General features: G+C 63.1%; 20 protein-coding genes. 13 read left to right on the top strand and 7 right to left on the bottom strand.

The window, feature by feature from the left end:
* Window positions 1–277: 277 nt before the first annotated feature.
* The gene (locus tag V3C40_RS20180; RefSeq protein WP_331778355.1) at window positions 278–2,548 is read left to right on the top strand and encodes a cyanophycin metabolism-associated ABC transporter; all 2,271 of its coding nucleotides are present in this window, start codon (window positions 278–280) and stop codon (window positions 2,546–2,548) included.
* A 2-nt stretch (window positions 2,549–2,550) separates the two neighbouring features.
* Window positions 2,551–3,021, top strand: a complete 471-nt coding sequence (locus V3C40_RS20175) for a cyanophycin metabolism-associated DUF1854 family protein (protein WP_034750645.1) — start codon at window positions 2,551–2,553, stop codon at window positions 3,019–3,021.
* A gap of 132 nt (window positions 3,022–3,153) precedes the next feature.
* Here V3C40_RS20175 and V3C40_RS20170 read toward each other — a convergent pair whose 3' ends face one another.
* Together V3C40_RS20170 and V3C40_RS20165 are read right to left on the bottom strand one after the other, a co-directional pair.
* Window positions 3,154–5,679: a TonB-dependent receptor gene (locus V3C40_RS20170; RefSeq protein ID WP_331778354.1), complete on the bottom strand. Its 2,526-nt coding sequence runs from the start codon at window positions 5,677–5,679 to the stop codon at window positions 3,154–3,156.
* 410 nt (window positions 5,680–6,089) lie between these two features.
* Window positions 6,090–7,604, bottom strand: coding sequence for an AMP nucleosidase (locus V3C40_RS20165; protein WP_034750639.1), 1,515 nt, complete (start codon window positions 7,602–7,604; stop codon window positions 6,090–6,092).
* Between the two features lie 124 nt (window positions 7,605–7,728).
* On the opposite strand from V3C40_RS20165, the gene V3C40_RS20160 reads away from it, so the two are divergent.
* From V3C40_RS20160 to V3C40_RS20145, 4 genes are all read left to right on the top strand, one after another.
* Window positions 7,729–8,328, top strand: a complete 600-nt coding sequence (locus tag V3C40_RS20160; protein WP_331778353.1) for a TetR/AcrR family transcriptional regulator — start codon at window positions 7,729–7,731, stop codon at window positions 8,326–8,328.
* Window positions 8,329–8,345: 17 nt separating this feature from the next.
* Entirely contained in the window at window positions 8,346–9,149 is an 804-nt protein-coding gene (map, locus tag V3C40_RS20155) for a type I methionyl aminopeptidase (protein ID WP_051991081.1), read from the top strand.
* A gap of 2 nt (window positions 9,150–9,151) precedes the next feature.
* Complete coding sequence (locus tag V3C40_RS20150; protein WP_219327532.1) at window positions 9,152–9,676, top strand: hypothetical protein; 525 nt, start codon at window positions 9,152–9,154, stop codon at window positions 9,674–9,676.
* A gap of 78 nt (window positions 9,677–9,754) precedes the next feature.
* Window positions 9,755–10,402, top strand: a complete 648-nt coding sequence (locus tag V3C40_RS20145; protein WP_219327531.1) for an FABP family protein — start codon at window positions 9,755–9,757, stop codon at window positions 10,400–10,402.
* Here V3C40_RS20145 and V3C40_RS20140 read toward each other — a convergent pair.
* Together V3C40_RS20140 and V3C40_RS20135 are read right to left on the bottom strand one after the other, a co-directional pair.
* Window positions 10,399–12,861: a hypothetical protein gene (locus tag V3C40_RS20140; protein ID WP_331778352.1), complete on the bottom strand. Its 2,463-nt coding sequence runs from the start codon at window positions 12,859–12,861 to the stop codon at window positions 10,399–10,401. The two genes, V3C40_RS20145 and V3C40_RS20140, sit on opposite strands and share 4 nt — an antisense overlap.
* Window positions 12,862–12,941: 80 nt before the next feature.
* Window positions 12,942–13,721 carry an AraC family transcriptional regulator gene (locus V3C40_RS20135; protein ID WP_072455213.1) on the bottom strand — a complete coding sequence of 260 codons (780 nt, stop codon included), beginning with the start codon at window positions 13,719–13,721 and terminating at the stop codon, window positions 12,942–12,944.
* 101 nt (window positions 13,722–13,822) lie between these two features.
* On the opposite strand from V3C40_RS20135, the gene V3C40_RS20130 reads away from it, so the two are divergent.
* Together V3C40_RS20130 and V3C40_RS20125 are read left to right on the top strand one after the other, a co-directional pair.
* Window positions 13,823–14,713, top strand: a complete 891-nt coding sequence (locus V3C40_RS20130; protein WP_331778351.1) for a DMT family transporter — start codon at window positions 13,823–13,825, stop codon at window positions 14,711–14,713.
* A 38-nt stretch (window positions 14,714–14,751) separates the two neighbouring features.
* Window positions 14,752–15,339 (top strand): O-methyltransferase, encoded by a 588-nt coding sequence (locus V3C40_RS20125; RefSeq protein WP_070303531.1) that lies wholly within the window; start codon window positions 14,752–14,754, stop codon window positions 15,337–15,339.
* On the opposite strand, the gene V3C40_RS20120 is transcribed toward V3C40_RS20125, so the two are convergent.
* Both V3C40_RS20120 and V3C40_RS20115 read right to left on the bottom strand, forming a co-directional pair.
* Window positions 15,340–15,849, bottom strand: a complete 510-nt coding sequence (locus V3C40_RS20120; protein ID WP_070303532.1) for a GAF domain-containing protein — start codon at window positions 15,847–15,849, stop codon at window positions 15,340–15,342.
* Window positions 15,850–15,917: 68 nt separating this feature from the next.
* Window positions 15,918–16,808 (bottom strand): LysR family transcriptional regulator, encoded by an 891-nt coding sequence (locus V3C40_RS20115; protein ID WP_331778350.1) that lies wholly within the window; start codon window positions 16,806–16,808, stop codon window positions 15,918–15,920.
* Between the two features lie 89 nt (window positions 16,809–16,897).
* On the opposite strand from V3C40_RS20115, the gene V3C40_RS20110 reads away from it, so the two are divergent.
* A complete protein-coding gene (locus V3C40_RS20110; protein ID WP_331778349.1) occupies window positions 16,898–17,884 on the top strand; it encodes an aldo/keto reductase in 987 nt (328 codons plus the stop codon).
* A gap of 7 nt (window positions 17,885–17,891) precedes the next feature.
* On the opposite strand, the gene V3C40_RS20105 is transcribed toward V3C40_RS20110, so the two are convergent.
* On the bottom strand, window positions 17,892–18,860 hold the full coding sequence (locus tag V3C40_RS20105; protein WP_331778348.1) for an IS1595 family transposase: 969 nt from the start codon (window positions 18,858–18,860) through the stop codon (window positions 17,892–17,894).
* Window positions 18,861–19,081: 221 nt separating this feature from the next.
* On the opposite strand from V3C40_RS20105, the gene V3C40_RS20100 reads away from it, so the two are divergent.
* The 4 genes from V3C40_RS20100 to V3C40_RS20085 all read left to right on the top strand — a co-directional run bounded on the left by V3C40_RS20100 (window position 19,082) and on the right by V3C40_RS20085 (window position 25,151).
* Window positions 19,082–19,915, top strand: coding sequence for a CheR family methyltransferase (locus V3C40_RS20100; protein ID WP_034750609.1), 834 nt, complete (start codon window positions 19,082–19,084; stop codon window positions 19,913–19,915).
* A 1-nt stretch (window position 19,916) separates the two neighbouring features.
* Window positions 19,917–20,525: a chemotaxis protein CheB gene (locus V3C40_RS20095; RefSeq protein ID WP_331778446.1), complete on the top strand. Its 609-nt coding sequence runs from the start codon at window positions 19,917–19,919 to the stop codon at window positions 20,523–20,525.
* Between the two features lie 106 nt (window positions 20,526–20,631).
* Window positions 20,632–21,756, top strand: coding sequence for a hybrid sensor histidine kinase/response regulator (locus V3C40_RS20090; RefSeq protein WP_331778347.1), 1,125 nt, complete (start codon window positions 20,632–20,634; stop codon window positions 21,754–21,756).
* Window positions 21,753–25,151 (top strand): hybrid sensor histidine kinase/response regulator, encoded by a 3,399-nt coding sequence (locus V3C40_RS20085; protein WP_331778346.1) that lies wholly within the window; start codon window positions 21,753–21,755, stop codon window positions 25,149–25,151. The genes V3C40_RS20090 and V3C40_RS20085 overlap by 4 nt, the downstream gene beginning before the upstream one ends.
* Window positions 25,152–25,188: the final 37 nt, after the last annotated feature.

Below are 25,188 nucleotides of genomic sequence, written 5' to 3'. Positions count from 1 at the left end.
GCCATACTTGTTATAAAGATACCGACTCTGCTTAAAGCTGGAGCATTTGCGCAACAGCGGGCTGTTGTATACTTGCTCCTGTACGACGGACGCTGATTTTTTTGCGCCGTTTTGCCATCATTCCTTACCGGCAGGCATCCATTCGATACAATACAGGAAATTGCCACTGGTGCATCCACCTCGCCATCGCGCAGTACACAAACATTGATCGGGCGTCTGCCCCATCCCCCAAATCCCGCCCTGAAGGGCTTGGCCTCGAGCCGGAGTATGCTTTACGATGACAACTGAACTGAGTGTTCCTGCAACAACTATTCCCCTCACATCGCTGCCTGAACACTGGCTGGCGGAAGTGGAGAGCAACCTTTCTCCAGGGGAGAACGTTTTAAGTAGCGTTGAGGTTGACCTCGATGCGCGATTACGTTTCACAAAAGGCATAATAGTTGTCACCGAGAAGCGTTTGCTGGCCCGTTCGCCGGGCGATATCACCTGGAAAAGTTGGTCTTTCCGCCACGGATTGCGCCTGACCCACCATGACCACGCCGGCGTCGGCCACCTGGAACTGTTCGACGACCACGGCCGCCTGGCGTCGTGGCGCTTTACCCTGGGCCAGAACCTGCATGCGATCCGCGTGCTGGAACAGTTCGTCGAGCGCCTCGACAGCCACCTGACGGGCCAGCCCGTGCTGGAAGCGGAGCAGGAAGTGTGCCCCAGCTGCAAGGCGCCTTTGGAGCCGGAACAGGAAGAATGCCCGATCTGCGCCAAGGTGCTGCACACGCCGCCATCGACCTGGACCCTGTTCCGCCTGTGGCGCTTCGCCCATCCCTACCGTGGCCAGCTGGCCCTGGGCTTCATGCTGATGCTGCTGAGTACGGCCGCGCACATGATTCCACCGTATCTGACGGCGCCGCTGATGGACAATGTGCTGATCCCGTATCAGAACGGCAAGCATATCGACCCATGGCTGGTCGTGTATTACATGAGCGGCTTGCTCGGTTCGGCCCTGCTGGCCTGGCTGCTGGGCTGGGGCAAGACCTATGTGCTGGCCCTGGTGTCCGAACGCATGGGCGCCGACTTGCGCTCGGCCACGTATGAACACCTGATGAAACTGTCGCTGGAATTTTTCGGCGGCAAGCGCACGGGCGACCTGATGGCGCGCATCGGCAGCGGCAGCGACCGTATCTGTGTCTTCCTGTCGCTGCATTTGCTCGATTTCGCTTCCGACGTGCTGATGATCATCATGACGGGCGTCATTTTGTGGTCGATGAACCCATGGCTGGCCATCATGACCCTGGCGCCGCTGCCCTTCATCGCCTGGATGATCCACCTGGTGCGCGACCGCTTGCGCACGGGCTTTGAAAAGATCGACCGCGTATGGAGCGAAGTGACCAACGTGCTGGCCGATACGATTCCCGGCATCCGCGTCGTGAAAGCGTTTGCGCAGGAAAAACGCGAAGCGGCCCGCTTCCGCGACGCCAACGCGCACAACCTGGCTGTCAACGACAAATTGAACAAGGTCTGGTCGCTGTTCTCGCCGACCGTGTCCTTCCTGACGGAGATGGGTTTGCTGGTTATCTGGTGCTTCGGCATCTGGCAGCTGTCGCGCGGCGAAATCACCGTCGGCGTGCTGACCGCCTTCATCGCCTACAGCACGCGTTTCTATGGCCGCCTCGACTCGATGAGCCGCATCGTCTCCGTGACGCAGAAATCGGCGTCGGCCGCCAAGCGCATCTTCGACATCCTCGACCACGTGTCGAGCGTGCCGGAACCGGCGCAACCGGTGAAACTGGACAAGATCGAAGGACGCATCGACTTGCGCGAAGTCGGTTTCCGCTATGGCAACCGGGCCGTCAACCGCGGCATCACCCTGAACATCAAGGCGGGCGAGATGATCGGCCTCGTGGGCCATAGCGGCTCGGGCAAGAGCACCCTGGTCAACCTGATCTGCCGTTTCTACGACGTGTCGGAAGGCGCGATTCTGCTCGACGGCGTCGACATCCGCTCGTTCGCCGTGTCCGACTACCGCCGCAATATCGGCCTGGTGCTGCAGGAGCCGTTCCTGTTCTTCGGCACCATCGCGGAAAATATCGCCTACGGCAAGCCGCACGCGACGCGCCAGGACATCATCGCCGCCGCGCGCGCCGCGCATGCGCACGAATTCATCCTGCGCCTGCCGCAAGGCTACGATTCGATGGTGGGCGAGCGTGGCCAGGGCTTGTCCGGCGGCGAACGCCAGCGCATCTCGATCGCCCGCGCCCTGCTGATCGATCCGCGCATCCTGATCATGGATGAAGCGACATCGTCGGTCGACTCGGAAACAGAGAAGGAAATCCAGAAGGCGCTGGACAACCTGGTGCAGGGCCGCACGACGATCGCCATCGCGCACAGGCTGTCGACCTTGCACCGCGCCGACCGCCTGGTGGTGCTGGACCGCGGCCAGGTCGTCGAAGTGGGCAGTCACGATGAACTGATGGCGAAAGAGGGCGCCTATTTCCGCCTCTACGAAGCACAGGCGCGCAACAACGAACTCGCGCTCGACGACAAGGAATAAGCATGGCCAGTACAACTTTTACATTAAGCCGCGACACCTTCGGCAAGCTGGTGATGACGGACGCGGACGGCCAGGTTTTTGAGGGCGTGGCGCCCGTGCGCGCCTTTCCCATCCAGTCGCCCGATGAAGGCATTTCGCTGGTGCTGGGCAATGGCAAGGAAGTGGCGTGGATCGACCGCCTCGACGCCTTGCCGGAACCGGCGCGCAGCCTGCTGCAGGAAGAGCTGGAAGGACGCGAATTCATGCCCGAGATCGCGCGCGTGAAAAGCGTGAGCAGCTTCGCCACGCCGTGCACGTGGTACGTGGACACGGACCGGGGCGAGACGCAGTTCGTGCTGAAAGGCGAGGAAGACATCCGCCGCATCGGCGCCACGTCGCTCTTGATCGCCGACAATCACGGCATCCACTTTTTGATACGCGACATGTTCAATATCGACAAGACGACGCGCAAGATACTCGACCGTTTCCTGTAAGCGTTGGACTTGCCTGAAAACCGCTGCCTGCAGCGGTTTTTTTCGTCTGTCGGGCATGAAAAAGCCGCACAGGAGTGCGGCTTTCGTGGGTAGCACCGGCAGCCATTTCAGGCCGCCGGGGATGGTGCTGCATTACATGAACTTGTAGCCTGCGCCGATGTAGAAGTAACGGCCGCGCACGTTGTACAGCTGGGCAAAGCCCAGGGTGCCATACTGGTTGCTGGCACCCGTCGCGCTAAATGGTGGCATCTTGTCGAACAGGTTCTTGATACCAGCCGTGAAGGTCAGGTTTTGCATCGCCACGTACTGGCCCGTCAGATCCACTTCCGTGTGCGAAGGAATCGTGCGGGTGCCCGGCTTGATTTCGTCGCGGCGCAAGGGCGAGTCGATCATGTCGCCCGTCGTGCGGATGACCAGGGAACCGGACATATTGTCCTTTTCCAGGCTGGCAGTGAACGTGTTGCGGTACTTCGGATTCATGAACGTCTTCAGCGTGCTTTGCACCGGATCGGTTTCCGTATCCTGCGTTTCCATGCGGGTGTAGATGGTGGACGCATTGCGGATCGTGAACTTGCCGAACATCGTTTGCGGCGACGTGTAGCGCAAGTCCGTATCGAAACCCTGCACTTCGGTCGTGGCCAGGTTCTGGTTGTTCAGCAGGATGCGCGCGTCGCCATTCTTGATTTCCACGTTGCCGCGCTCGATTGCCTTCAGTTCCGACAGGGTGCCGATCTCGTTCTTCTTGTTGATCTTGAAGTAGTCGACGCTGACCGTCAGCGAGTTCACTGGCGAGAACACCATGCCCAGGTTGTAGGTCTTGCCCGTTTCAGGTTTCAAGTCCTTGTTGGAACCGGAGACCTCGTAGTAGGAGAAGTTGGTGCAATTGCCGGCGATCGAAGGGAAGGCTTTGCAGATATCAGTATCGTTGGTCGTGTAGGCGCCCGCATCGACGCCGCCAAACATCTGTTTCAACGATGGCGCCAGGTAGCTCCCCGCATACGAACCACGGAACATCAGGTTGTTCAGCGGTTGGTAGCGCAATGCCAGTTTCGGGCTGGTTTTGCTGCCGACATTTGAGATATCGTCATAGCGCACGGCCACTTGCGCTTCGACGTTTTTCAGGAAGGGAATCGACAGTTCGCCGAAGATGCCCTTGGAATTGCGGTCCGCCTTCACGGCAGCCTGCTGGATGCTGCCGAAGACCAGGTTATCGATCTGGTTCTGGTCGGGCTGGTCGCTCAGCGTTTCCTTGTTGTAGGACACGCCGACGGCGTAAGCCATCGCGCCGCCTGCCAGGTCCATGATCGGCGCCGATGCCTTGGCGTTGAAGAAGGTCAGTTCCGACTTGCCGGCGCGCGTAGGCGTGAGACGGATCTTGTCGACGGCGGCCTGCGGGTTGTCGGTGCGGGTCGGGTCGATCGTGCCATTGGCGATCGCTTCGTTGAACAGATCCGACTGCGCATAGTTCGAATCGCGGTTGGTGGCCTTGCTCACGCCCTTGCCGATGGCGACGTCCCAGTCGATGCCGCGCGTCGTGCCTTCCAGGCCCGTCGAGAACTGGGTCATCGTACCCTTGCGGTTGGTCTGGCGCGGGCCCATTTGCATGAAGCGGCCGGCAACGATCTTGCCATTGGATACGAAGTTGCCAGGCGCAGGCTGGGACGAGAAGTCGTCCTTGCTTTCGGAATAGGTAAATTCCGCGAACGCGCGAATGCTGTCGCTGATTTTCAGGCTGCCGATCAGCATGCCGCTGGCGCGGTCGGCGCCGTTGGTCGAGGTCAGCAAGGTCTTGTTGACGTCGAAACGGCAGGAACCGGCGCTCAAATCGCCCGGTGGACAAGGCACGAGGGTGCCGCCGCCGGCAATGTTGCCGCTAGGATGGAAGCCGCTGCGGCCATCCGGACCGCCAAAGCGGCGGAAGTCGGCCGAACTGGTCAGGTCGCGGTCTTTGCGGTAGATCGGATCGCGCTTGAACACGTCGACCGTGGCCAGCACGTTGAAGCCCTGGGTGTCATAGTCGCCAAAACCGTACACGAGGTTGGCCGTCTTTTCCTTGGCGTCCGAACGCGAGCTTTGGCCGTAGCTGGTTTTCGCTTCCAGGCCTTGGTAGTTCTTTTTGGTGATGAAGTTCATCACGCCGGCAACGGCATCGGCGCCATAAATGGCTGAACCGCCATCCTTCAGGATTTCAATGCGTTCCAGCGCGCTCAGCGGGATGGCGTTGACGTCAACCGCGGCGCCCGCGCCCGAACCGTCAGCCAGCGCATTGGTCGGCAGGCGGCGGCCGTTCAACAGGATCAGCACGTTGCGTTCGCTCAAGCCGCGCATCTTGATGTTGGTGGTGCCGGAACCGGAAGGCGAGCTGGCGCTCAGTTCGCCCTGGTCATTGATGTCGATGGAAGCCAGGTTCCGCACCAGTTCAGCGACGCTGGTGGCGCCCGTGCGCTCGATATCTTTCTTGCTGTAGATTTCCACCGGTGCGGCCGTTTCGGCATCCACGCGCTTGATGGCGGAACCGGTGACGACCACACGCTGCACTTTTTCCTCGCCAGCCTTGGCTTCCTGCGCCTGGACGGCCTGGTGCATGAAACCTGCGCTCATGACCAAAGTGCCGGCAAACATCATGCGCAAGGATTTGCTCAATTTCTTTTCAATCATTGTCCATCCTCCAACTAGGAAACTTTAGTTTCCTTAGGGTTTTATGTAGCTATTTGAAAGTATTTTCAAAATGACTATGTTTACAAATTTAGTATTTTAAATTTGCAATTCATCAGACCATTTTTTGATCTTGACTGTCAAGAACTGCCGGGTATTTGTTCAGGTGCATGGCACGAGGCAGAATGAAGGTGGATGAATTTTATTTGTGGCAAGCAGGAAAGTATTAAATTTCAATTGTTAAATAAATTAAATTTGCAATTATGTTCAATTATCATTGAAAGTTTGGTCTTTGCTGATCGCCTGTCTAGACAGCTGTGGTTTTTTTGTGACAATGTCGGGGGTGAACAAGGCGGGCAGCAGGACAAAAAAAAGCCGCCCGGCAGGGGCGGCTGGCGCTGGGAAAGGCGCTATTACTGAAACGCCACTTCCGCAAAGCTGCGCAATTTCCGGCTGTGCAGCCTGTCCACGCCCTGGCGGCGCAGCAGTTCCACGGCGCGGATGCCGATGCGCAGATGCTGGTCGACGCGCTCGCGGTAGAAGTGATTGGCCATGCCGGGCAGCTTGATTTCGCCGTGCAGCGGCTTGTCGCTCACGCACAGCAGGGTGCCGTAGGGGACGCGGAAACGGAAGCCGTTGGCGGCGATCGTCGCGCTCTCCATATCGAGCGCGATGGCGCGGCTCTGGCTGAAACGGCGCTCCGGCGTGCGCTGCGGCAGCAATTCCCAGTTGCGGTTGTCCGTGCTGGCCACGGTTCCCGTGCGCATGATGTGTTTCAGGTCATGCCCCGTCAGCTGGGTGATTTCCGCCACGGCCGTTTGCAGCGCCTGCTGGATTTCCGCCAGCGGCGGGATCGGCACCCACAGCGGCAAGTCTTCGTCGAGCACGTGGTCTTCGCGCACATACGCATGCGCCAGCACGTAGTCGCCCAGGCTTTGCGTGGTGCGCAAGCCGGCGCAATGACCGAGCATCAGCCAGGCGTGCGGGCGCAGCACGGCGATATGGTCGGTAATGGTCTTCGCATTGGCGGGGCCGACGCCGATATTGACCATGGTGATGCCGCTGCCGTCCGCGCGCAGCAAATGGTAGGCGGGCATCTGCGGCAGGCGCGGCGGCGCGGCGCCCAGCGCATCCTCGCTTTCGACCGTCTGGCCGACCCGGCGCGTGACCACGTTGCCCGGTTCGACAAAGGCGATGTAGCCGTCGTCGTCCGAGGGCGCGGCCGCATCGGGCGCGCGGTCCATCATGGCGTGGCCCAGGCGGATGAATTCGTCGATGTAGAACTGGTAATTGGTGAACAGGACGAAGTTCTGGAAGTGCTGCGGCGACGTGCCGCTGTAATGGCGCAAGCGCTGCAGCGAATAATCGACGCGCGGTCCCGTGAACAGCGACAGCGGCTGCGCTTCGCCATGCGCCGGTTCGTGCGTGCCGTTGGCGATGCCGTCGTCCATGGCCGACAGGTCGGGCAGGTCGAACAGGTCGCGCATGGCCAAGCGGCGGCCCGCATCCATATTGCCTTCGATATGGTCATGCTCGGCGAACGAGAAATGCACGGGGATGGGCTGGGCGCTCACGCCCACTTCCAGGTGCACTTTCTGGCCGCTGTTATGGTTTTTCAGCAGCAGGGTGAACTGGTCCAGGTAGTAATCGCCGAACAGGTCGGGGCGCGTCAAGGTGGTTTCAAACACACCGGGGCCGGCGACAAAACCGTAGGCCAGCGGCGAGTCGGCGCGCGCCACGGTGTCCGTCTGGATGCGCACGAAGGGGTAGCAGGCACGCACACGTTCGTGCATGTCTTCGCCGGCGACAAAGCGCTGCAGCGCATCGCGCAAGTGTTCGATGCTGCTGCGGTAAATGGCTTGCACCTGTTCCAGCGCCAGGCGTGGATCGTCGAAGCGGGAGGAGGCGATGAAGGGGGGCGTAAGCAAGCGGATTCTCCTTGTGGCGGTTCGTGCATACCATTGTAAGGCAGCAGGGCCAGTCGTGTTGCCGCTCGTGTGGGTCCATGGTTGGGTGCTTGACGAATTCAAATAGAATCTGTATTCTATTTGAATGGTCAGACTAGCTAAATTCAACGAAAACAACTTCATCGACAGCGCGATCGCCGTCGCCGCCCAGTGCGGCGTGGGCGCCGTCTCGATGGCCGCCATCGCCGTCAAGGCCGGCGCGCCCATCGGCTCCGTGTATCACCGCTTCGATTCGCGCAACGCCATCCTGGCGCGCGCGTGGCTGCGCGTAAAAAGCGACTTCCGCGAGGAAGTGGCCAGCCGCTGGCTCGGCGGCGACACCTGGGCCGGCGTGCATGGCTTGCTGGACTGGTGCCGGCGCAAGCCCGTGTATGCGCGCTTCCTGCTGCAATGCGCGGACAGCCCCGATTTCAACAGTGGCCTCAGCGAGGAATTGCTGGCCGCCGTGGAAGAGGAGCAGGCCGCGCTCGACGCCTGCTTTGTCCGCTGCGCCGAAGCCATGCCCGCCACCACGGAACTGGACCTCGATCACATGCTGCTCAAATTCGTGCTGATCGATGCGCCCGTGGCCGTCGTCAAACCTTACCTGACCCAGGAGCGGCCGATACCGGCCAGCGTCGACGCCATGCTGCGTGCCTCGCACGACGCCGTGCGCGGCTGGGCCGCCCATACCACCTCACACTAACAAAGAAAAGAATCCCCATGCGCTATTCCACCCAGCTTGAACACGGCAAGAAAATCCCGCTGCACGACGAAGAAGGTTTCATCGGCATGCGCGCGGCCGGCCGCATCGCCGCCGACACGCTCGACTACATCGCGCCTTTCGTCAAACCGGGCGTCTCGACGGCCAAACTCGACGCCCTGTGCGAAGAATTCATGCGCGCGGCCGGCGCCATCCCCGGCACCATCGACTACCACGGCTACAAGCACGCCAGCTGCATCTCCGTCAATAACGTGGTCACGCACGGCATCCCGTCCGAGACCAAGATCCTCAAAGTGGGCGACATCCTCAACATCGACGTGACGCCGAAGTTCAACGGCTGGTTCGGCGACACCAGCCGCACCTTCAAGGTGGGCGCCGTCTCCATCCTGGCCAACCGCCTCGTCAACACGGCGTATGACGCCATGATGGCAGGCATCCACACCGTGCGTCCCGGAGCGACCCTCGGCGACGTGGGCGCCGCCATCGAAGCGGTAGCCAAGGCGCAGGGCTTTTCCTCCGTGCGCGACTTCTGCGGCCATGGCGTGGGCCAGGTCTTCCATGACACGCCGCAAGTGCTGCATTACGGCCGCGCCGGCACGGGCATCGTGCTGGAACCGGGCATGATCTTCACGATCGAACCGATGCTCAACGTGGGCAGCTACCAGGTCAAGGTCTTGCCCGACAAATGGACGACGGTGACGAAGGACCGCTCGCTGTCGGCGCAGTTCGAGCACTCGCTGGCCGTGACGGAAACGGGCTTTGAAATCTTTACCCTGACCGGTTCGACCGAGCCGCTGGTGTAAGCATGGAGGACGCGCGCCGGCAGCAGCTCACCGATATCGTCGCCGCGAAAGCCGGCGTGGATGTCGCTTGCGCGGCCCGCCACCTGGCGCTGCATGATGACGACGTGGCGGCCGCCTTGCGCGGCATCGACGCCGAACGTTATACGCTCACGCAGCGTCTGCTGAACAAGTACCGGCGCGATCCGGAAGACGCGCTGCAGCACGTGGCGCTGGCCGTGCTGCAGCAGGAAGGCATCGGCAGCGACAGCGTGCTGCGCGCGGAGCGCATCGCGTCCCTGGCGCCGTCCGTCGCCGGCATGGTGATGCTGGCCGAATGGCTGGCCTATGTGGACTGGGAAGGCTACGACAGCGCCCTGTACGCGAATATCGACGCGGTGGCGGCGATCATCGCCGGCGCACTGGACCTGCCCGAGGTGGCGGCCAATCTGCTGCAGGCGCGCGACGAAACGGTGTTCGAAGCGCAGCGCCCCGCGCTGGCCGCCGCCGCCCTGCTGTTCATCGAGCGCCACACTACGCAGTTTCCCTGACGGCTGGCGCTTTGCCGCCGGCGGGCGCGCGTCTTACAATGGCGGCAAGCACTGTTGCCCCATTTTGAAGACTTCCGCATGAGCGATTTTCCCGAAGATATCTACACCGAGCCGTCCGCCGACGTGCACACTCTCAACAACCTGGGCCCCTTGACGGGCATGGCCGGCATCTGGACGGGCACGCGCGGCCTGGACGTCAAGCCGAAAGCGGATGGCCCGCGCAAGCAGGCCTTCGTCGAGCGCATCGAACTGCAGCCGATCGACCCCGTCACCAACGGCCCGCAACTGTTCTACGGCTTGCGCTACTACATCCACATCACCAAGCCGGATCAAGTGAAAACGTACCATGAGCAGGTGGGCTACTGGCTGTGGGAGCCGGCCACGGGCGCCGTGATCCAGACCCTGGCGATTCCGCGCGGCCAGATCGCCATGGCGTCCGGCACGACGACGGCGGACGCCACCAGTTTCGAACTGGTGGCCAAGCGCGATTCGACGGCGTACGGCATCTGCTCGAACCCCTTCCTCGAACACGCATTCACCACCGTCGAATACCGGATCAAGGTCGATATCCACGCCGACGGCACGTGGGGCTACGATGAAGACACGGTCATGCTGATCCGCGGCAAGGACGAACCGTTCCACCACACGGACCGCAACTTGCTGACAAAAGTCGCCGAGCCGACGCCGAATCCGATGGCCTTGCAGGCACTGGCGGCGGCAGCTTAAGGTTTTCCCTGCGCGACGGCTTTGATGGCCCGTTCTTCGCCCATGGCGGCCGCGATCTTCCAGCGCTGCATGGCGCTGGCGCGGTCGGGGCGTTTCAGTCCCGCGCCTTCCCAATCCATCAGTCCCAGGTTGTAGATGTCGCCCGCGCTGCCCTTGTCGGCGGCGAGGGTGAACCATTTGCGCGCTTCCTTGTGGTTGACGGGAATCTGGTAGCCGCGCACGTGGTACAGGCCCAATAAGTGCATGGCTTGCGCATTGCCCTTGTTCGCGGCCTGTTTCAGCAAGTCGAGGCCGCGCGCCATGTTGCGCGGTTCCTGCCAGCCTTCGGCCAGCATCACGCCTTTCGCCGCCAGCGCATAGCTGTCGTTTTTCACGAGGCCCTTGCCGATCAGGGGCTTTGCGGCCACCTGGCGCGCTTCGCGCTGCTGCGCCGTCGGCGCGGTGACGGGGCCGGGCTTGCCTTCGCCCATCAGCAGCATCCAGCCATACAGGCCATACGCGCCGGCGTCGCCCTTGCCGACCAGGCTTTCCAGCATGGCCAGCGCCTGTACCTTGTCGCCATTTTCGTACAGCTTGACGGCCTTGGCGCTGCTCGCATCTGGCGGCACTGGGACTGGCGCATGGGGCGCGATGGGCGCCGACGCCATGGCCGTTTGCGGCGGTGGAGCCGCCGGGCGCACACGCACGGGCAAGCCATAGCTGGCGGCCAGCACGGCCAGAGTGGCGGGCGCGAGGATCAGCACTTGCGCCAGCTGGTTGCGGCGTCCCTTGCCGGCGATGCCCATGGCCCGTTCGGCTTGCTGCTCGCCGCCCAGCGCCTCGCTCAGCACGTTTTTTACCTTGCGGTTGAACAGCCAGTAGCCGGCGCCCGTGACGAGCAGGCCTGCGACGGCGGCCGCCCCGCGTCCTGCGAAGAACCACGTGGCGATGGCGACGGCCAGCGCGGCCAGCGCGCTTTTCCACCAGAATTGCTTGGCCAGCCGCGTGTAGACCTGGCGCAGGGCGCCGAGCACGCAGGTGCGCACATTGTTGGCATAGTCGGCGGAGACGACATCGACGTGCGCGTGGTCCGCGTCGCCGCTGAGGACGGACTCGATCACGTCCGCATTCAGTTCCGAGGCGGCCACGTCGCGCAGCGGCGTCAGCAAACCTTGCACGTGGGCCGAGAACAGGCCGTCGTCGGCGCTGCCGGCCAGCGCGTCGCTGAGCGCCTTGAGGTCGCCGCGCAGCAGCTTTTCCACGATGTCGTCCAGGGTCAGCCAGCGCAAGTCCGTGCCGTACGCCACCAGGTGGTGCTTTTCCGCGTTGCACGATGCATCGAGGCGCACGATGCGCAGCTTGGCCGCATACAGGGCGTCGACCTCTTGCGGCTGGTCTTCATTGTAAATGCTCACTTTCGCCAGGGCCAGGCTGCTGGCAATGGCTGCCAGTGAGTGCACGCTCTCCTTGTCGCGGATGCGGCGCGCGTCATCGGGTGCCTGCTTGGGCAGGCTGACGCTGTAGCCGGGCGTCACATGCACGTCGACCCAGGCCGCCTTGCCCACCTTGCCGGAACCGTCGCACGGGTTGCAGCGCAAGTCGCCCACGCCGCTGCAGGTGCGGCACGTGACCTTGCCGCTGGCGCGGCAGGTGCCGCAATTGATGTTGCCGGAACCGTGGCAAGTGTTGCAGCTGACCTTGCCGTAGCTGCAATGGTAGCAAGAGCGGTATTCGGTGCGGTACTGGGGCCGCGTCTCGCTATGGTAACTGGTGTGCGAGCTGCCGTTGCTGTAGGTGGTAGTGGGCACTTGCACCGTGATGTAGTCGGTGACTTGTTCGGACACGGTGCCGCTGCCGCTGCAATACGAGCACGACACCTTGCCGCTGCCGTAGCAGCCATACGCGTCGCAGCTGACGGTGCGCCCGCCGTGGCAGTTCCAGCATGTTTCCGTCGTCGCGCCGTAGCAGGTGTGGCAGTTGATGCGGCCGCTGCCGGTGCAGTTGCTGCAGGTATCGAGGTGCCAGTACTTGACGGCGTGCGGCAGGTAGACGCCCGCCTCGACGCCGTTGTAGGCCTGGCCTGGCTGGCGCAAGGCATTGTCGAGCTTGCCCGCCGCGCGGCGCAGCCGTTCCTTCTCCTGCGCGTGAGCGAGCGCTCCCACCTCGTGGGAGCCGCAGCGGCAGTCATTGCCCGCTGGCGTGAAATAGCCATTGATGACGCGCTGCTCGAAGCGCGCCTCGAGCGCGTAGTTCGCTTGCAGCGAAAACTCCTGCAGTACGTCTTCCTCGTCCAGCGGCGTGATGTCGTGCGGTTCGAAACGCGTCTTGTCCTGCACCAGAGTGCGCAGCTTGCCCAGCACCGTCGGTATCTCTTCCTTGTCGAGCTTGAGGGGCGCTGGCGCCGTCACGGCCGTTGCTGATGCCTGGGGCATGTCCTCGTTGCCTTGGGTATCGGTGGCCGTCTCGGTGCTGGGGTTCATGCGCGTCCTTTTGCTCTCTGGAAAGATGTTTGAATTTTAGCATCCTCATATGACAAAGCGGATAGCGCCGGTCCGCTTTTTCAGCGCAGGCCGCGGCGGAACTGGTCGGGCGTGCCGCCGCTTTGCCGGCGAAACATGGCGATGAAAGCGGAGGCCGTGCTGTAGCCCAGTTCCAGCGCGATCGCCTGCACGGTGTCGCCCCGTTCCAGCAGGGGCAGGGCGGCCAGGAAGCGCTGGCGCTGGCGCCATTCGCCGAACGGCATGCCCAGTTCGCGCTGGCAGCGGCGCGCCAGGGTGCGCTCCGTCACGTGCAGTTGCGCGGCCCACTCGGCCAGTGAGCGGTTACTGCCGGGCTCCGCCTGCAGGGCCGCAAGCAGCGCCGCAATGACGGGCTCGTCGCTGCCAGGCAGATAGTTGCGGCTGCACGGCGCCAGCTGCAGCTGGTCGACCAGCACCTGCGCCAGGCGCTGGTCTGCTTCGGTGGCGGGCGTGGTGACATGGCGCCCGGCAAAGTCGCCGAGGATGGCTTTGAGCAGGGGGCTCATGACCAGCGCGCACGGCTGGGCCGGCAACTGCGCGCACAGGCTGGCGTCGATGTAGGCCGAGTGAAACACGACATCCTGGCGGATATAGCCGTCGTGCAAAGTCTCGGGCGGTATCCACACGGCGTACTGGGGCGGCGACAGGTAGCGCTGGCCCGCGACCATGATTTCCATCACGCCCGTGGAGCAATACGTGAGCTGTCCCCAAGGATGGCTCTGGTAATCGAACTGCTGGTGCGCGCGGTAATCGTCGAGGCGGAAATACACGGGATGGGGCAGGGTGTCGGAAACGGCGGGGAAATGCTGGTTGCTGGCCATGGTGTCTTTGTCCTGTTCTTCGCATCGATTGTCCGATATTCATTATATCCATGGAATCGGACCATGCGAAAATGGCGGTCTTGAATACTGGAGTACGCCGCATGCAAGTGAAGCACTATCTGTTACCCGTGATCGCCGTGCTGATCTGGGCCATCAATACCATCGTCAGCAAGATGGCCGTGGGCGTGATCGATCCGGCCGCCATCTCGTTCTACCGCTGGCTGCTGGCCGGCGTGCTGCTGGCGCTCGTGTTTGCCCGTCCCGTATGGAAGCAGCGCTCCGTGGTGCGACCGTATCTGGGCAAACTGTTTGTGCTGGGTATGTTGGGCATGGTCATGTACCAGTGCCTCGCCTACATCGCCGCGCAAACGACGACGGCCACCAATATGGGCATCCTCGCATCGATGATGCCGCTGCTGGCCGTGGGCCTGTCCGTGCTGCTGCTCGGTGAGGCGCCCACCGTGGGCGGCGTGTTTGGCGGCCTCGTGTCGCTGCTGGGACTCGCTTACTTGCTCAGCCATGGCGATCCGGCCGCCCTGCTGGCCCATGGCGCGGCCGTGGGCGACGCGCTGATGCTGCTGGCCTGCCTGTCGTATGCGGGCTATGGCGTGCTGCTCAAGCGCTGGAAGATTCCCCTGAATAACTGGCATTCGCTGCTGATACAGGTCTGGTGCGCCGTGCCCGTGCTGTTCGTGTATTACCTGAGCCAGTCCGCGCCGCCTGTCACCGGTGCCGGCTTGCCGCTGGTGCTGTTTGCCGGCATCCCCGCCTCCATCATCGCGCCGTTCTTGTGGATGCACGGCCTGGCCAAGCTGGGACCGAGCCGCGCGACGACCTTGATGAATTTGCTGCCCGTGTTCACGGTGATCATCGCCATGCTGTTCCTTGGCGAAACCTTGCACAGCTACGATGTGATCGGTGGCGGCGTGACCCTGCTGGGCGTGGTGATGGTGCAGTATCTGAAACGTCCGCTGCGCCGCGCACCGGCATAGTTTTTTTGCTATGCTGGTGTTTTGAACAAGGAGGCACCATGCCCAGCATCGATACTCTGTTGAGTGAACTCGAAGCATTCGGTAACACCAATGATGCGGCGCACACGGCGCGCGCCAGCCGCATGCTCAACATCACGCGCGACACGGGCGAATTGCTGGCCGTGATGGTGCACGCGCGCGGTGCCCGGCGAGTGCTGGAAATCGGCACGTCGAACGGCTATTCCACCCTGTGGCTGGCGCGCGCCGTGCAGGCGCTGGGTGGCAAGGTAGTGACGGTGGAAAAGGCGCAGGACAAGTTCGACATGGCGCACGACAATTTTGTGCGCGCGCAATTGCAGGGCGTGATAGGCCAGCTGCTGGCGGACGCGGGCGACGTGCTGCGCGATGCGGCGGACGGCGCCTACGATTTCATCTTCCTCGATTCCGCGCGCCAGCAATACGCGCAGTGGTGGCCGCAGCTGGACCGCGCGCTGGCGGCTGGCGGCGTGCTGGTGGTCGACAACGCCAGTTCGCACTACGCGGACATGGCCGGCTTCATCGAAACCATCCGTGCCGACAGCCGCTACACGACCTGCCTGGCGACGGTCGGCAAGGGCGAATTCATCGCCGTCAAGGCGGGCAACTAGTTATTCAGCAACGATAGCCGCTTCCAGCACGCGCACCAAGGATTCGACGCCTTGCGCGTCGACGTCGTCGAAACGGCCAATCAACGGGCTGTCGAGGTCGAACACGCCGATGATCTGGCCGTGCGCAAACACGGGCACCACCAGTTCCGAGCGGGAATTGACGTCGCAGGCGATGTGGCCGGGAAATGCATGCACGTCCTGCACGACGATGGACTTGCCTTCAACCACCGTGGTGCCGCACACGCCGCGCCCCTTCTTGATGCGGATGCAGGCGGGCTTGCCCTGGAACGGTCCCAACACCAATTCCTCGCCCTTGAGGAAATAAAAGCCGGCCCAGTTGAGGCCCGGCATGGTGTTGAAGACCAGCGAACTGAAGTTGGCCGTATTGGCGATGAAGTCGGTCTCGCCTGACAGCAAGCCTTGCAGTTGCGAGCGCAAGTCCGCATACATGGCTTGTTTGGCGGCGGGGGTATCGGTGCCGTAGGCGGCGTCGCTGATGGTAAACGTCATGGTCGTGGTGGCGCTTGAAAATGGGGAAGGCAACATGGTAGCGCGTCTTGCGCCTCCGCGCGCGGCCGTCACTGTTTCAGATATTCCTGCGCCAGCTGGCGCAGCAGGGGCAGGGCCGCATGGCCGTGGTCGGCTTGCCAGGCCAGGCCGATGCCGGCCGCCAATTCCTCGCCTTCCGCCAATGGCCGGTAGATCACGCCATCCATGCGCAGCGCGCGGAACGAGTCGGCCAGCAGCGCCATGCCTTTGCCTGCGGCCACGTCGCCGAGCAGCACATGGTGGTCGGGTGCTTCGCGCAGGAAATGCGGCGCGAAATCATGCCGGCGGAACACTTGCTGGCAATGGTCGAAAAAGGCGGGCTGGCGCGCCCGTTCGAACCAGTAGACGGGTTCCATCGCGATGTCAGCAAGGCTGAGCTTGCGCCTCTTCGCCAGCCGGTGCCCGGCGGGCAGGGCCAGCATCATGGGCTGGCGCGCCAGCGGCTGCACGGCCAGTTCGAACGTGGCGCTGGGCAAGGCAAGCAGGGCCGCATCGAGCTGGCCCTTGCGCACGGCGGCGACCAGGCGCGGCGACGGGGCCGCCGTCAATTCCAGGCGGACATTGCCCAGTTGCTCCTCCAGTGCCGCCAGCAAAGGACGGAACAGGCCGGCCGCCACGGAACTGGTCAAGCCCAGACGCAGGCGCGCGGGTGCGCTGTCTTGCCGCAGCGATTGCTGTGCCATCTCCAGCAAATCGAGGATGTGCAGCGCCTGCGGCAGCAGGGTACGGCCCGCTGGCGTCAAGGCCACGCCTTGCGTGTCGCGTTCGAACAGGCGTGCGCCCAGCTTGTCTTCCAGTCCCTTGATGGCGCGCGACAATGGCGGCTGGGTCATGTGCAATTGCTCCGCAGCCTGGCGAAAGTTCAGGCAGCGGGCGACGGCGCAAAACAGGGTCAAGGCATGGGTATCGAGGGCTCTCATACCAGAAAGGTATCACGAAATTGGGCATTCCCTTGTCATCCGGCGCGGCCCAGACTGGCGGCATCGAGTCAACAACTGAGGAGAGCAGCATGCAACAGCGACGCATCGGCAATAACGGTATGAGCAGTTCGGCATTGGGCCTGGGCTGCATGGGCATGTCGGAATTCTATGGCGCCACGGACGAGGCGCAATCCCTGGCCACCCTGGAAGCGGCCCTGGCGGCGGGCGTAACCCTGTTCGACACGGCCGACGCCTACGGTTTCGGCCACAACGAACAATTGCTGGGGCGCTTTTTGACCAGCCATCGCGGCCAGGCCCTGGTCGCCACCAAGTGCGGCCTGGCGCGCGAGGCGGGCAGTTATGCGCGCCGCGTCGACAATTCCCCCGCCTACATCCGCCAGGCGTGCGAAGCGTCGCTGGCGCGCCTGGGCGTGGAGCGCATCGACCTGTTCTATCTGCACCGCCTGAACCTCGAGACGCCACTGGAAGAGTCGATGGGCGCGCTGGCGCAACTGCTGCAAGAGGGCAAGATCCGCGCAGTGGGCCTGTGCGAAGTGAGCGCCGCCACCTTGCGGCGCGCGGCGGGCATCTGCCCCGTGGCGGCCGTGCAGAGCGAATACTCGCTGTGGACGCGCGAACCGGAGCAGGGCGTGCTGGCCGCCTGCCGCGACGTGGGCGCCAGCTTCTTTGCCTACAGTCCGCTGGGCCGGGGATTTTTGACGGGTGCCATTGCCGATGCGGCCAGCCTCGACGCGGGCGACTTTCGCCAGTTCAATCCCCGCTTTGCCGCCGATAACCTGGCGCGCAATCAGGCCATCGTCGCGCAAGTGAGGGACATCGCGCGCGCAAAAGGCTGCACGCCGGCCCAGCTGGCGCTGGCCTGGCTGCTGGCGCAAGGCGACGACATCATTCCCATTCCCGGCACCAAGCGCATCGCGTATTTGCACGACAACCTCGGCGCGCTGGCCGTGCGGCTGGACGGGGCGGAACTGGTGGCGATGAACGCGGCCTTTCCCTTGGGCATGGCGGCCGGCGCGCGCTATACGGAGGAAGGCATGAAGGGCGTGGATGCCTGAAAAAAGGCTATGTCACCGTTAGATGTGGGAATGCTCCTAGTGTTGCCTTCAATAATGTTTCTGGCGAGCGGATGCGCCCGGCGTCGAGTATCCAGCGCCAGCCCAGGTAATTCGACAGGTAGCGTGTGGCTACGCCGTGAAACGGCCGTAGCCAATCCCGCAAGCGGCTGTGATACGCATTGACGTTTTGCACGTGGGCGGCGCCCCGCACGCGGATGCCGGCACGCAAGTTGACGGCCTGGTGGCTGACCCCTGCTTCATGGGCGAAGGCGCGGTAGGCGGCATGACCATCGGTGACCAGCAAGATATCCTTGTCGATGACGGGTGGCAGGCAAGCATGTAGCTGTGCCTTGGTCAGTGCTCCTTTTCCCGTGACGAAATCGAGGGTTTGCCCAGTGCGGTCACGCGCCACCAGGATGCAGACTTGCTCATTCGATATGCCACGTTTAAAGGCATGACCACCACGGCGCCGCGCCGGGCGCGTCAAATGCCGCGATCCCTTCTCCGATTCCAGTACATACAGCTCGTCCGCTTCGGCGATGCCATGCAGGCGATGGGGCCGGTCCGTTTTTGCCAATGATAAAAACCGGTGGCGCCAGCGAAACGTGGTATTGCGGTGCACGCCCAGCTGTAACGCCGCCTTACGCACGGAATCCGATGTCAGCATGCAATGGGCATACTCAAGCCACAGCGCCTTGTGGCGCAAGCGGGCAAGCGGCGTGCCGGTGAGTGCATTGAAGGTGCGGCCGCAAGGCACGCAACGGTAGCGCTGCAGTCCGTGCGCATGGCCGTGCCGGTGAGCATGGTTGCTGTTGCAAACCGGACAGTGCGGTTGTTGGCGGGCCACGCTTTCGATCAATGCCACGGCGACGTCTTGCGATGCGGCCCAGTGCAGCAGGGCGATGCCCGCCAGGCGCTGGCGGCGGTTCAGTTCGGCGAACTGGGCGATGAAGGTTTTCCATTGGGCTGGCTGCATGGAAGGCTCCCGCTTGTCTGCGATGCTCAGTCAGACAGCAGGGACACGGGAAGATTCCCGGAATTCCCCTACTTGTCGAGGACAGAGCCGAAAAAAACGCGTGAGTGTACGCCAGCGTACCTAACTGAAACTTTCTCTACAGGATAATTGCCGGCGATCTGCTAGCATTTGGCAGTGACTGCGCGCTGCGCTTTGCACGCTGTTCAATGGTCAGGTATCCGATGAGGTGGATGTTGTTAGATGACGATATTTTCGATATAGAACTGAAGTTATTGCTTGAGGGAATACTGCTGCGCTATCAGCACGATTTCCGCGATTATTCCGTGGCGTCCCTGCGCCGGCGCATGCGCCAGGCCATGGAGCGCTTCGGCTGCGCCAGCCTGTCGCAATTGCAGGACCGCATCTTGCACGAGCCGGCCATGTTCGCGCAGATGCTGCAGTTTTTCACGGTGCAAGTGAGCGAGATGTTCCGCGATCCCGCGTATTTTCGTGCCCTGCGCGAAAAAGTCGTGCCCATCCTGCATACCTATCCCTCGATCAAGATCTGGGTGGCCGGCTGCAGCAGCGGCGAAGAGGTATGGTCGCTGGCCATCTTGCTGGAAGAAGAGGGCTTGCTCGAGCGCAGCATGATTTATGCGACCGACATCAATGTGGAAGCGCTGGCCGCCGCTGAAGCGGGCATTTATCCCATCGAACGCATCGCCCAGTTCAGCGAGAATTACCAGCTGGCGGGCGGCAAGCGCTCGCTGTCCGACTATTACACGGCCGCCTACAAGGGCGCTATCTTTGACCGGCGCTTGCGGCGCCAGTTCGTCTTCGCCGACCACAGCCTGGCGACGGACAGCGTGTTTTCGGAGGTGCACATGGTTTCCTGCCGTAACGTCATGATTTACTTCAACAAAGATTTGCAAGACCGCAGCCTTGGCCTGTTCCATGAAGCGCTGGTGAACCGGGGCTTCCTGGGGCTGGGCATGAAGGAAAGCCTGCATTTCAGCCGCCATGCGGACAGCTTCAACGAGCTGAGCCCGGCCGAACGCATCTTCCAGCGTGCCTGACATGCTGCCAGGCTGCGACGTCGCGCCACCGCCCGACGGCCTGCGCCTGATCGCCATCGGCGCCTCGGCCGGCGGCGTGGAAGCGCTGGGCATCGTGCTGCGCGCCTTGCCCGCCACCTGCCGCGCGGCCGTCGTGGTGGTGCTGCATCTGGCGCCGGGACGCTCGAGCCAGTTGCCGCAGCTGTATGCAGAACGTTGCCAGCTGCCTTTGCGCGAGGCGCAGGACAAGGAACCGCTGCAAGCGGGCGTCGTGTATTTCGCGCCGCCCGACTACCACCTGCAAGTCGAGCCCGGTGGCTGTTTTTCCCTGTCGCAGGAAGCGCCCGTGTATTTTTCGCGCCCGTCCATCGATGTCTTGCTGGAAACGGCGGCGCTGGCTTACCGGCGAACCATGCTGGCCATTATCCTGACGGGTGCCTCGGCCGATGGCGCGGCCGGTCTGGCCCGCGTGCGGCAGCTGGGCGGTAGTGCCTGGGTGCAAGACCCGCAGCGGGCCAGTTGTGGCATCATGCCGGCGGCCGCGCTCAAGCTGGCGGGCGCCGACCGCGTGCTCGATTTGCCGCAAATGGCCGCCAGCCTGGCATTGCTCGGCGATGGCGAACACAAGTGAATGGGAGTGGTGTAGTGCGTGTAATATATGTGAGAATTGAAACAATGTTGATGTTCATATCGAAACACGATGGCATCTTGCCGTTGCGATGCCTGAAGATGATTCCGTGACCGCACCTATCCATATCCTCGTCGTTGACGACATCGCGCAAAACCTGGTCGCCGCCGAAGCCGTGCTGGCACGGCCCGGTATTGTCATCCTGAAAGCAAGCTCGGGCGCGCAAGCGCTGGAATTGCTGTTGACGCATGAAGTGGCGCTGGCCCTGATCGACGTGCAAATGCCGCACATGGATGGTTTTGAGCTGGCCGAGCTGATACGCGGCAGCGAGCGCACGCGCAGCATTCCCCTGATCTTCCTGACGGCGGCGTCGCGCGAACCGAGCTACAGCTTCCGCGGCTACGAGGCGGGCGCCGTCGATTTCCTCTACAAGCCGATCGACGTGAAGGCCTTGCAAAGCAAGGTGGCCGTGCTGGTCCAGCTGTACCAGCAGAAACGCGAATTGTCGGCCCAGCTCGACGAGCTCAAGCATGCTTTGCACCTGAATGAACTGTTCACTGCCGTGCTGGGCCACGACTTGCGCACGCCCTTGTCGGTGGTGATGAACGGCGCCATGCTGTTGCCGATGATGAGCGACCACCCGAAGGTGATCGTCACGGCGCAGCGTATCGAAAGCAGCGCCAAGCGCATGGGGCGCATGGTCGACCAGTTGCTGGACCTGGCGCGCATCCGCTCGGGCACGATGGAGTTGCGCAGCAGCACGCACGACTACCTGGCGCTGGCGCGCGCCATCGTCGAGGAATTCGAGACGGCGGGCCAGGCGCCGCTGGTCGAAGTCAGCAGCGTGGGTAATCTGCACGGGCAATGCGATGCGGGCTTGCTGTCGCAAGTCATTTCGAATCTGTTAAACAATGCCATCACGCATGGCGAGCCGGGCACGCCCGTGCAACTGGCCCTCGATGGACGGGCCGCCGACCATATCGAATTGCGCATCGCCAATCGCGGCGTCATCCCGGCCGCCTTGCTGCCGACCCTGTTCGAACCATTCCAGCAGGCGGGCGAGAAGCGCAGGACGGGACAGGGCCTGGGGCTGGGCTTGTACACGGTCAACATGTTCGTCAAGGCCCACGGCGGCACGGTCGAGATCAGTTCGACGGCCGCGCAGGGCACGCTGGCGACCGTGCGCATCCCGCGCCAGTGCCAGGTGCGCGTGCAAGCGGGATTGGTTACATGAGCGCGCCAGCCTGGCCGCGCGGCGGCGGCAATATGGGCGAGCTGGTGCGCCAGCGCGACTGGTCCGCCACCAGCCTGGGCCCGCTCGATGGCTGGCCCGCCCATTTGCGCACCAGCGTCGACATCGTGCTCAATTCGCCGATGGCGATGGTGCTGATGTGGGGCCCGCAGCACGTGATGATTTACAACGACGATTACATCCAGATCGCAGGCGAGCGCCATCCTGCCGCGCTGGGCGGCACGGTGCCGGCCATCTGGCCTGAAATCTGGGACTGGAATGCGCGCATCCTCGAAACGGGGTTGCGCGGGGAAACACAGGTGCACCGAGAATGCTGCTTGCCGCTGTTGCGCGGCGGACAGCGCACCGACGTCTGCTTCGACCTGTTTTATACGCCCGTGCATGGCAACGAGGGCCAGGTGGACGGCGTGCTGTGCACGGCACTGGAATTGACGGCGCGCATGGAAGAAGGGCGCCAGCTGAAGCTGGCCACGGCCGAGCTGGGCAAACTCAACACGACCTTGCAGGCCGAGAGCGAGGCCGTGCGCGCGGCCAACCGCCGCCTGGGCGAGGAGCGCGCGCTGCTGCGCGCCCTGTTCCAGCAGGCGCCCAGCTTCATGGCCATGCTGCGCGGGCCGCGGCACGTGTTCGAGCTGGCGAATGAACATTATCTGCGCCTGGTCGGTCACCGCGATCTGCTGGGCAAGACAGTCGAAGCGGCCTTGCCTGAAGTCAAGGAGCAAGGTTTCATCGAACTGCTCGACCAGGTCTACCGCACGGGCGAACCGTACGAGGGACGCCAGGTGAAGGTGGATTTGCAGACGGCGGACGGGCAGACGGGCCAGCGCCAGATCGACTTCGTCTACCAGCCCATCAAGGATGACGAGGGCGCGGTCACGGGCATCCTCGTCGAAGGCATCGACGTCACCGAACGCATGGAAGGCGAGGAGCGCTTGCGCCTGGCCCAGCAGGCCGGCGGCATCGGCACCTTCGAATGGTTCCCCGAGACGGGCGCGATGCTGGTGTCGCCCACCTTCCGCCGCCTGTGGGGCATTGCCGACGAGGTGGAAGTGACGGAACGCTTGCTGGTGAGCCTGGTCGATGCGCGCGACCAGCAAAAGGTCGGACCGAGCAAGCTTGCTGTGGCGCCCAATCCCCTCGAATACGTGGAGTACCGCATCCGCCGCCCCGCCGATGGCGCGCTGCGCTGGATCGCGCGCCAGGGCGAGGTGGTGGCAGGCCGCGTGCCGGGCCAGCGCCGCTACGTGGGCGTGTCGTTCGATGTGACGGAGCGGCGCCAGATCGAGGATGAACTGAACGCCAGCCAGGAGCGCATGGCGGCCATTTTCGGCCAGGCCTCGGTGGGCTTGTCCGAGCTGGGCCTCGACGGCAGCTTCCAGAGGGTCAACGGCGCGCTGTGCTGCATGCTGGGCCGCTCGGCCGAAGAGCTGCTGAGCCTGAACATGAACGACATCATGCATCCGGCGGACGTGCCCGGCAACAGCGTGCTGTTCCAGCGCCTGGTGGAAACGGGCGAATCGTTCTCGCTGGAAAAGCGCTACCTGAAGCCCGACGGCTCGCAAGTGTGGGTGTCGAGTAATGTCAGCCGCCTGGTTGATGAACAGGGACAGACGCGTTCCTTGATCGCCGTCAAGACGGATATCACGGACCGGCGCCGCGTGGAAAAAGCGCTGCATGAATTGAACGAAACGCTCGAGCACCGGGTCGAACAGGAAGTCGGTGAGCGCACGAAGGCGGAAGACGCCTTGCGCCAGGCGCAAAAGATGGAAGCCGTGGGCCAGCTGACGGGCGGCATCGCGCACGATTTCAATAATGTGCTGCAAATCATTTCCGGCAATTTGCATTTGCTGCAGCATTTGGCGGGCACGGATGGCGTCATGCGCCAGCGCCTCGATACGGCGATTGCCGCCGTCGAGCGGGGCGCCAAGCTGTCGTCGCATCTGCTGGCGTTTGCGCGGCGCCAGCCTTTGCAGCCGGTGGTGGCCGACCTGGCGCGCGTGGTGCGCAACATGGATGCGCTGCTGCGGCGCGCGCTGGGCGAAGCGATCGACATCGTGCTGGTGGGCGGCGGCGGACTGTGGAATACCCTGGTCGACCGCGGCCAGATCGAGAACGTCATCCTGAACCTTGCCATCAATGCGCGCGACGCCATGGATGGCGTGGGCAAGCTGACCATCGAGCTGGGCAACGTCGTGCTCGATGAGCAGTATGTGCACAACCTGGTCGACGTGCCTGCCGGCCAGTACGTGATGCTGTCGGTGACGGACACGGGCCGTGGCATGAGCGGCCCCGTGCTGCAGCGCGCGTTCGAGCCGTTCTTCACCACCAAGCCGGAAGGCGCGGGCACGGGCCTGGGCTTGTCGATGGCGTATGGCTTTGTCACGCAAAGCCGCGGCCATATCCGTATTTACAGTGAACCTGGCGTGGGCACGGGAGTCAAAATCTATTTGCCCCGTTCCCTGATGGCCGAAGCGGACGAGGAACTGGAACTGAGTGGCGTCGTCACGGGCGGCACGGAAACGGTGCTCGTGGTGGAAGACGACGTGGGCGTGCGCACGACCGTCGTCGATATGCTGGGCGCGCTCGGCTACAAGGTGCTCAAGGCTGAGGATGGCGAAAGCGCGCTGGCCGTGCTGCATAGCGGCGCGCAGATCGACTTGCTGTTTACGGACGTGATCATGCCCGGTCCCGTCAGCAGCACGGAGATGGCGCGCCAGGCGCGCGAATTGCAGCCCGATATCGCCGTCTTGTTTACGTCGGGCTACGCGCAGGATGTCATCGTGCACGAAGGCAGACTCGACGCGGGAGTGGAATTGCTCAGCAAACCGTACCGGCGCGAAGAGCTGGCGCGCAAGCTGCGCCATGTGCTGGCCAACCGCCAGCAGCAAATGCGCGCGCGCCAGTTTGAACGGTCCGGCGCACCGGTGGCCGGCACGCAAGCGGGTGGTGGCCTGGCGGCCAGCGTGCTGGCAGGCGGCACGCCGGGGCTGGACTTGACGGGGCATGCGCCAGAACCGCAGGGGGACATGCCGACATCGATGAAGATACTCGTGGTGGAAGATAATCTCGATTCGCAGCTGATGGTGTGCGAACTGGTGGGTATGCTGGGCCACACGGTCAGCGGCGTGTCCGATGGCGAGGCGGCGTGGAAATTGCTCAACGAGCAAGACTTCGATATCCTGTTTACGGATGTCAGCCTGCCCGGCATGTCCGGCATCGCGCTGGCGCGCATGGTGCTGCGCGATAAACCTGATATGCGCATTATCTTTTCCACGGGATATGGCAAGGAGTCGATGGATGAGCTGGGCTTTTCCGCCAGCGTCTTGCGCAAGCCCTATGATTTGCTGGAGTTGCAAGCGGCACTCGACCAACCCTGACAGGCACGCGCTCCCACGACTTGCCCGTCTCACCCTG

The organism is Janthinobacterium sp. LS2A, assembly GCF_036543145.1.
GTDB lineage: Bacteria > Pseudomonadota > Gammaproteobacteria > Burkholderiales > Burkholderiaceae_D > Janthinobacterium > Janthinobacterium aestuarii.
Note: the sequence above shows the minus strand (reverse complement) of the source record. Positions and strands in the feature narration are given on the sequence as shown.

Coding starts and splice junctions, on each gene's coding strand:
- V3C40_RS20180 (WP_331778355.1), top strand. CDS start 278: ATGACAACTGAACTGAGTGTTCCTGCAACAACTATTCCCCTCACATCG.
- V3C40_RS20175 (WP_034750645.1), top strand. CDS start 2,551: ATGGCCAGTACAACTTTTACATTAAGCCGCGACACCTTCGGCAAGCTG.
- V3C40_RS20170 (WP_331778354.1), bottom strand. CDS start 5,679: ATGATTGAAAAGAAATTGAGCAAATCCTTGCGCATGATGTTTGCCGGC.
- V3C40_RS20160 (WP_331778353.1), top strand. CDS start 7,729: ATGGTCAGACTAGCTAAATTCAACGAAAACAACTTCATCGACAGCGCG.
- map (WP_051991081.1), top strand. CDS start 8,346: ATGCGCTATTCCACCCAGCTTGAACACGGCAAGAAAATCCCGCTGCAC.
- V3C40_RS20150 (WP_219327532.1), top strand. CDS start 9,152: ATGGAGGACGCGCGCCGGCAGCAGCTCACCGATATCGTCGCCGCGAAA.
- V3C40_RS20145 (WP_219327531.1), top strand. CDS start 9,755: ATGAGCGATTTTCCCGAAGATATCTACACCGAGCCGTCCGCCGACGTG.
- V3C40_RS20140 (WP_331778352.1), bottom strand. CDS start 12,861: ATGAACCCCAGCACCGAGACGGCCACCGATACCCAAGGCAACGAGGAC.
- V3C40_RS20135 (WP_072455213.1), bottom strand. CDS start 13,721: ATGGCCAGCAACCAGCATTTCCCCGCCGTTTCCGACACCCTGCCCCAT.
- V3C40_RS20130 (WP_331778351.1), top strand. CDS start 13,823: ATGCAAGTGAAGCACTATCTGTTACCCGTGATCGCCGTGCTGATCTGG.
- V3C40_RS20125 (WP_070303531.1), top strand. CDS start 14,752: ATGCCCAGCATCGATACTCTGTTGAGTGAACTCGAAGCATTCGGTAAC.
- V3C40_RS20120 (WP_070303532.1), bottom strand. CDS start 15,849: ATGACGTTTACCATCAGCGACGCCGCCTACGGCACCGATACCCCCGCC.
- V3C40_RS20115 (WP_331778350.1), bottom strand. CDS start 16,808: ATGAGAGCCCTCGATACCCATGCCTTGACCCTGTTTTGCGCCGTCGCC.
- V3C40_RS20110 (WP_331778349.1), top strand. CDS start 16,898: ATGCAACAGCGACGCATCGGCAATAACGGTATGAGCAGTTCGGCATTG.
- V3C40_RS20105 (WP_331778348.1), bottom strand. CDS start 18,860: ATGCAGCCAGCCCAATGGAAAACCTTCATCGCCCAGTTCGCCGAACTG.
- V3C40_RS20100 (WP_034750609.1), top strand. CDS start 19,082: ATGAGGTGGATGTTGTTAGATGACGATATTTTCGATATAGAACTGAAG.
- V3C40_RS20095 (WP_331778446.1), top strand. CDS start 19,917: ATGCTGCCAGGCTGCGACGTCGCGCCACCGCCCGACGGCCTGCGCCTG.
- V3C40_RS20085 (WP_331778346.1), top strand. CDS start 21,753: ATGAGCGCGCCAGCCTGGCCGCGCGGCGGCGGCAATATGGGCGAGCTG.